Annotated in this window: 5 protein-coding genes; 1 reads left to right on the plus strand and 4 read right to left on the minus strand. The window is 49.9% G+C overall.

Annotated elements, in window-relative coordinates:
* The first annotated feature begins 48 nt into the window (after nt 1-48).
* The gene (gene mgtE, locus QZ311_RS05625; RefSeq protein WP_297065196.1) at nt 49-1,416 is read left to right on the plus strand and encodes a magnesium transporter; all 1,368 of its coding nucleotides are present in this window, start codon (nt 49-51) and stop codon (nt 1,414-1,416) included.
* A gap of 204 nt (nt 1,417-1,620) precedes the next feature.
* Here mgtE and hflX read toward each other — a convergent pair whose 3' ends face one another.
* From hflX to QZ311_RS05645, 4 genes are all read right to left on the minus strand, one after another.
* Complete coding sequence (gene hflX, locus QZ311_RS05630) at nt 1,621-2,850, minus strand: GTPase HflX (protein ID WP_297065199.1); 1,230 nt, start codon at nt 2,848-2,850, stop codon at nt 1,621-1,623.
* A gap of 147 nt (nt 2,851-2,997) precedes the next feature.
* Nucleotides 2,998-4,125, minus strand: a complete 1,128-nt coding sequence (locus tag QZ311_RS05635; protein WP_297065202.1) for an MraY family glycosyltransferase — start codon at nt 4,123-4,125, stop codon at nt 2,998-3,000.
* Between the two features lie 297 nt (nt 4,126-4,422).
* Nucleotides 4,423-5,895, minus strand: a complete 1,473-nt coding sequence (locus tag QZ311_RS05640) for a HAMP domain-containing sensor histidine kinase (protein WP_297065205.1) — start codon at nt 5,893-5,895, stop codon at nt 4,423-4,425.
* Nucleotides 5,873-6,592 (minus strand): response regulator transcription factor, encoded by a 720-nt coding sequence (locus QZ311_RS05645; RefSeq protein WP_297065207.1) that lies wholly within the window; start codon nt 6,590-6,592, stop codon nt 5,873-5,875. The genes QZ311_RS05640 and QZ311_RS05645 overlap by 23 nt, the downstream gene beginning before the upstream one ends.
* Nucleotides 6,593-6,842: the final 250 nt, after the last annotated feature.

Below are 6,842 nucleotides of genomic sequence, written 5' to 3' on the forward strand. Positions count from 1 at the left end.
GCCAATAAGAGTCGAATTTTTCCAGCCCTCCCTCCTCACACGACGGTAATGAAAGAATTCACATCCGAATATCTTGCGCATCTGCGTAAAATCATACATGACCGTGCAGATTCGGCTGCTGCCGAAGAACTTGCCGACCTCCATCCGGCCGATATCGCGGAGCTTTATCAGGATCTTGATCTTGATGAGGCGGAATATCTGTTTAAGCTACTCGACGAGGAGATGCAGGCCGATGTGCTCATGGAACTTGACGAGGACGACCGTGCCAAGTTGCTTTCGAAGATGGATGTGGCCGATATCGCCAAGCAGATCGAGCATCTTGATTCGGACGATGCGGTCGACATTATTCAGGAACTCGACGAGGATGACCGTGAGAAGATTCTCAGCCATATCGACGACGTTGAGCAGGCCGGCGACATCATTGACCTTCTGAAGTATGACGAGGATACGGCCGGCGGTCTGATGGGTACGGAAATGATCGTGGTCAACGAAAACTGGAGTATGCCCGAGTGCATCAAGCAGATGAGGATGCAGGCCGAGGATATGGATGAGGTCTACTATGTCTATGTCGTCGACAACGAGGACCGTCTGCGCGGAACTCTTCCGCTCAAGAAGCTCATCACCCATCCGTCGGTGTCGAAAATACGTCACGTCATGGAGGCCGACCCGGTGGCGGTCAAGGCCGACACGCCTATCGACGAGGTTGCGCTTGATTTCGAGAAATACGACCTTGTGGCTATGCCTGTGGTTGACTCGATTGGGCGTCTTCTCGGCCGTATAACGGTCGACGACGTGATGGACAAGGTGCGTGACTCAAGCGAGCGAGACTATCAGCTGGCATCAGGTCTTTCGGGCGATGTGGAGAGCGACGACAAGCTGTTTGCCCAGACCAAGGCACGTCTGCCGTGGCTTCTGATAGGTATGGTCGGAGGTATCTGCAACTCGGTCATTCTCGGCCGTTTCGAAGGCGGTTTTGTGGTCGATCCGGCATTGGCCCTGTTTATACCGCTTATCGGAGGTACGGGTGGAAATGTCGGCACACAGTCGTCGGCAATCGTAGTCCAAGGCCTTGCAAACGGTTCGCTGGACATCAAGAAGTCATCACGACAGCTCCTCAAGGAGCTTGGCGTGGGTCTGCTCAACGGAAGCATCATAGCCCTTCTGGTGTTTATCTACAATTTCTTTACCCTTGGCAGCGAACATCAGGTGACTACTATCGCAGTCTCGGCTTCGATATTCTGCGTGGTGATGTTTGCCTCTGTTTTCGGTACATTCGTCCCGCTCACGCTCGAAAAGCTCAAAATCGACCCGGCAATCGCCACCGGCCCGTTCATTTCGATTACCAACGACATCATAGGCATGCTCATCTACATGTCCATTTCCTCGTGGCTTATCCTCTCCTTCGGATTGCATTGACACATGAGGGGATAGGGTATAGGGTACAGAAATTCAGAAATAACAAAAATAACAGATTTTATTCTTTTGGACAACTCAACCTGTCGGTTGAGAAATAACAGGCAATCAAATCGCCTGAATCCAAATGACAGAATAAAAAATCTGTTATTTTTGTTATTTCTGAATTTCTGTATCCCTAAAAAATACCTTCAGAGATTTCGGTATTTATTCAGGATCGATGTTTTCAGTGTCATATTTCTGGAAAAGGAAATCATTGTAGGGGAAACGGGTGAGATGGATTTCCTTCGCGCGCTGGTAGAGCATCTGTTTTAGCTCGTCGATGTTTGTGCCTTTCTTGGCCGAGATAAACACACAGTCGTGTGGCAGGCGTGACATCCACATGCGTTCCAGCTCTTCGAGCGACACATTTTCGCGGGTTTCGGGAGTGAGGTCGTTTTCGTCCTTAGGCGTGTAGGTGAACGCGTCGATTTTGTTAAACACCATTATCATCGGTTTGTCAGCGCCGTCACACACCTCGCGGAGAGTCTTGTCGACAACCTCGATCTGCTCTTCGAAATTAGGGTGTGAGATGTCGACCACGTGCACGAGCAGGTCGGCTTCGCGCACCTCGTCGAGTGTCGATTTGAAAGAGTCGACGAGATGTGTCGGAAGTTTGCGTATGAACCCTACGGTATCGGTCAGCAGGAAGGGTAGATTGTCGATGATAACCTTGCGCACGGTCGTGTCGAGCGTTGCAAAAAGCTTGTTTTCGGCAAAGACGTCGCTTTTGCTGAGCACGTTCATGAGGGTTGATTTTCCTGCATTGGTGTAGCCGACAAGTGCCACGCGCGTGAGTTTGCCACGGTTTTTACGCTGCACGGCCTTCTGCTTGTCGATGTCGCGCAGCTGCTCTTTCAGCCACGATATGCGGTTGAGGATGATTCGGCGGTCGGTCTCGATCTGTGTCTCACCCGGACCGCGCATACCGATGCCGCCTCGCTGGCGTTCGAGGTGTGTCCACATTCGGGTGAGTCGCGGAAGGAGATACTGGTACTGGGCAAGCTCCACCTGCGTTTTTGCGTTGGCTGTGCGTGCGCGCTTGGCGAAGATGTCGAGAATCAGGCTCGTGCGGTCAAGGATTTTGACTTTCAGTTCGCGCTCGATGTTGAGCACCTGTTTCGAGCTGAGGTCATCGTCGAAAATAGCCATACCGATGTCATTGTCCTCGATATAGGCGCGGATTTCTTCGAGTTTGCCCTTGCCGACAAATGTGCGCGGGTTGGGATAGGGGAGTTTCTGCATGAAAATTTTCTCGGTCTCAGCTCCCGCCGTGTCGGCGAGGAAGGCGAGTTCGTCGAGATATTCCCTTGCCTTGGTCTCGTTTTGCTGTTCGGTGATAAGTCCGACAAGGACTGCCTTTTCGGTTATCTCCTCGTTAAGTATCTGGTCAATCATGATTGATTCTGATTTTTTTTCGTAGTTGAGTTTACGTGTGGTGTTCTACAAAGATAACAAATTTCCCTGAAAAGGTTATTTCTTTTCAGGGAAATTTGTTATCAGCGTTGCCGTTGCGTCCGGCCGACGGACTGATTAAGTATTGTCTTAGGCATTCTTTGAAGCGAGTGATGCCTGATAGAGCTTGATTTTACGTGAAACCCAGTAGTTTCCGATAGTCCATGCCACAACGTCGATTATGACGATGATGTTGATGTTGACTTTGAGATATGAGGCGAGAGCGAAGTTGACGATGGTGAAGAGAGCCGACACGCTGACAATCGTAATCATGGCCATGCGCGGTTTCATTCCTGCCGCAAGGAATTTGTGGTGGATATGGCTCTTGTCGGGGAGGAAGGGGCTGCGGTGTTGACGTATGCGGAGCATATAGACGCGGATTACATCGAAACACGGAACAATCAGAGGCGAGAATGCGATAATCGACGGATTGACACCGACCATATTGTTGTTGGGGTGTACGTAGAGGATTGTGCCGAGCACACCGAGTATGAGACCGATTGTCAGTGAACCGGTGTCGCCCATGAAGATTTTCTTATGCTTGTTGACATCGCCGAACACATTGTAGTAGAAGAACGGGATGAGCACGCCGAGGGTTGCGAAGCTGACTATCGCGAGGGCATATTCGCTAAGGAACATGAAAGCAACACCGTAGATGACGCAGACAATTGAGCTCAGACCCGATGCGAGGCCGTCGATGCCGTCGATGAGGTTGATTGCATTGATGAGGAATACGAGTACAATGACTGTGAAGGGATAGCCGAACCATGGCGATACGTCTCCGATGCCGAGCACGCCGCCGAGATTCGAGAACCATACGCCACCGCCAAGCAGGAAGATGGCACAGATGAGCTGCACGACGAATTTCGCACGGTATTTGATACCGATAAGGTCATCGGCAAGGCCGACAAGGTAGAGCAGTTGCAGTGCGATAAATGTAGAGAGAAGAGGAAGGTAGCAGTTGGAAAGAGCGTCGGCAAACGTGGAGTAGCCCAACTTTATGTTACCCTCCAGCAGCACGGCGATTGAAACAATAATCACAGGGACGAACGCGATACCGCCCAGACGGGGGACAAGACCTTTGTGAATCTTGCGTTCGTTTACTTCGTCGAAAAGATTGCGTCTATAGGCAATCAAAAGAATCTGAGGGATGAGCACACCTGCGAGGAGGGCGCACAAAGCAAAGATAATGAGAGAGTTTATTGTCCAGTATCCCATAAAATTAGCTTTCGATTATAAGGATGTTTTAAGAGTATTATTTTAAGCACAAAGCCCGTTTGTATGGCAAGAAATACATCGTGATGAACGAGGTGTCGGGAGAGGGGAGTGAACTTCATAAAATAACGTCGACAGAGATTCTATATTTACGACAGAAATAATGCAAAGCGTCACGGGTTTCAATGCAAAATTAAGCATTATTATCTGAATTTGCTAAATTTAAGACTATTTTTTTGCATAAAAACGCGGTTTTTGTGCAATTTAGCCATTTCTGCGAATTGTCCCCTGTGGATGATTTTAGTCTTTTTCAATGTATTTAGGCAGTGTGAATATGTATTCCAGCCCACCTTTCGAACGGTTGTGGACTGAGATTGTTCCGCCGAGAGAATCGACAGTGCTTTTCACGATCGGCAGTCCGAGGCCGGTTCCACCCATTTTGCGAGAACGTCCGGTGTCGACTCGGTAGAACCGTTCGAACAGGTGGGGGATATGCTCTTCACCGATACCGTTGCCGTTGTCATAGAAGCTGAATATGTAGAATCGGTCGTTTTCTGAAATCAGGTTGAGGTGGATTTCCGTGCCTCCTGAATAGAGGGCGGAGTTCTTGATTAGTCCGCATACCATTCCGTTGAGCAGGCTGTAGTTGCCCGTGACCTCGCAGTCAAGCGGTATGTCGAATTGGAATTCCATATTTCCTGCAAGGTTGTTGGCCGGAAGGTCATATTCAATCTGATAGACGAGGTCGTGCATGTTGACGCTTTCCACCGATATCATGTCTGCGCCGTTTTCGAGGCGGGTCATTGTCGAGACATCGTTGAGGAGCGCTGTCAGTCTCTCGACATTTGTCAGCATGCGTTCGAGGAAGCGGGTCCGTGTCTCGTTGTCCATCTCCGGGTCGCCGAGGATTGATTCGAGATAGCCGCGTATGATTCCGACCGGGGTTTTGATTTCGTGGTTGATGTTGTTGGTCATCTGACGCGAAATCTTGGCTTTTTCTTCAATGGCGTGTATTGCAATCCTGCGCTCGCGCTTGATGGCTTCGAGGCTTTTGTTGCGGTCATGATAGAATTTGAGAATTTCGCGGGAGATGTCGCCAAGTTCGTTTCGCGGGAATTCGTAGTCCTCCTTGACTTTCCCACCGGCCGCGGCGTTGTAGGCAAACTCGCGCAGGAGCACTACGTTGCGCGACAATACCCGTGTCGACAGGTAGGCTATGATGAGGGTCACGGCAAGAGCCGACAGGATTACGAGCCAGACTCTCATGTCGATGTCGATAGCATCGTGGACATTGTCGCTGTAGGGCATTGCCGTGCAGACTGTCACCTTGCCGTCGTCGCTCTTGACTTTCGAGAAGAAATAGAGCTTGTCTTCGTCGCGCCCGACAAGACGTTCGCCGTCGATGCCTTCGACGTTTGAAAAGGTTATGCCACGTTTCCTGACATCGACTTCGCTCATGTCGAGAGGGATGGGCGTGCCCAGAGAGTATGTGAGACGGTCGTCGGTGTAGACGCTGACGCGGACTCCCTCAAACATCGAGCCTTGGAAAAACTGTTGGATGAAGGAAAGGAATGTGCGCAGGTTGACGTCCTGACGATACGCATCAAGGATTCGGCTGTCGATGAGGTCGAGTTCGGCGCTGAACACCTGCGCGCGATAGTTGGCTTCTCTCTTGTATTGATAGAAGATTATAGCGCCGAATACGATGCACAGAGCTGTCGCAATCGGCAGGAAAAGTCTCCACTGATAGTTAATCCTTCTCTTTAAACCCATAGCCGAACCCTAAGCGAGTCTCGATGTTGTTGCCGTAGTGGCCGATTTTTTTGCGGAGGCGTGTGATGTTGGTGTCGATTGTACGGTTGGTGACTACTACGTCGTCAGCCCACACATGGCGTATGATTTCCTCGCGCGAATAGATGCGGTTGCGTCGGGTGAGGAAAAAGGCGAGTATCTCGAATTCGGTTTTGGTCAGAGCGACCTTCTCTCCGTCGAGATAGCAGATTTTTTCGTTGGGGTCGATGCGCAGTTCCTGATATACGATCTGTGGTTCGAGTCCGTCGTGAGAAACGGCCGAGGCAGCTTCGCGCGCACGGCGTGCAATCTGGGTGCGGCGTAAGACGGCGTTGACTCTTGCGAGCATCTCGCTTATCTTGAACGGTTTTGTGATATAGTCGTCTGCACCGATGTTCAGACCCATGACCGTGTCGTCCTCGCCGTTGAGAGCCGAACAGAAAATTATTGGCACGTCTTCCATTTCAGATGAGTTGCGCAGGCGCTTGGCAAAGTCAAATCCGCTCAGACGTTCCATCATGATGTCCACGATGAAAAGATCGTAGGGGGTGAGGTCCATTTCCAAAGCCTCCTCAGCGCTATAGGCGGTGTCGACCATATATCCCTCTTTCTGAAGATTATACTTCAGAATCTCGCAGATTGATTCTTCGTCGTCTATTACTAAAAGGCGGGTGCTCATATAAATATATTACGTGTTCGGTTTAATAAATCTCCGGCAGATTGTAGCGGTGCGATTTCATCGTTGTGGCGTAATTCTCTGTCAGATTGGTTTTCAAGATGCTAAATTACATCATTTTTTTGAGGCGTAGTGTTAACTTGTGTTAAATCGGCCGTTTGTGTGAACTTTTCCGGATGCCTGAGGTTATAATGACATAGTTACTATATTTGCACTGTGTTTTCATGGTATTAGATTTAAGGTTAAAGAACAA

Origin of the sequence: uncultured Duncaniella sp., assembly GCF_910578445.1 — a bacterium.
GTDB lineage: Bacteria > Bacteroidota > Bacteroidia > Bacteroidales > Muribaculaceae > Duncaniella.

Excerpts from the sequence above, each read along its gene's own strand:
- mgtE (WP_297065196.1), top strand. The coding sequence starts at position 49 with ATGAAAGAATTCACATCCGAATATCTTGCGCATCTGCGTAAAATCATA.
- hflX (WP_297065199.1), bottom strand. The coding sequence starts at position 2,850 with ATGATTGACCAGATACTTAACGAGGAGATAACCGAAAAGGCAGTCCTT.
- QZ311_RS05635 (WP_297065202.1), bottom strand. The coding sequence starts at position 4,125 with ATGGGATACTGGACAATAAACTCTCTCATTATCTTTGCTTTGTGCGCC.
- QZ311_RS05640 (WP_297065205.1), bottom strand. The coding sequence starts at position 5,895 with ATGGGTTTAAAGAGAAGGATTAACTATCAGTGGAGACTTTTCCTGCCG.
- QZ311_RS05645 (WP_297065207.1), bottom strand. The coding sequence starts at position 6,592 with ATGAGCACCCGCCTTTTAGTAATAGACGACGAAGAATCAATCTGCGAG.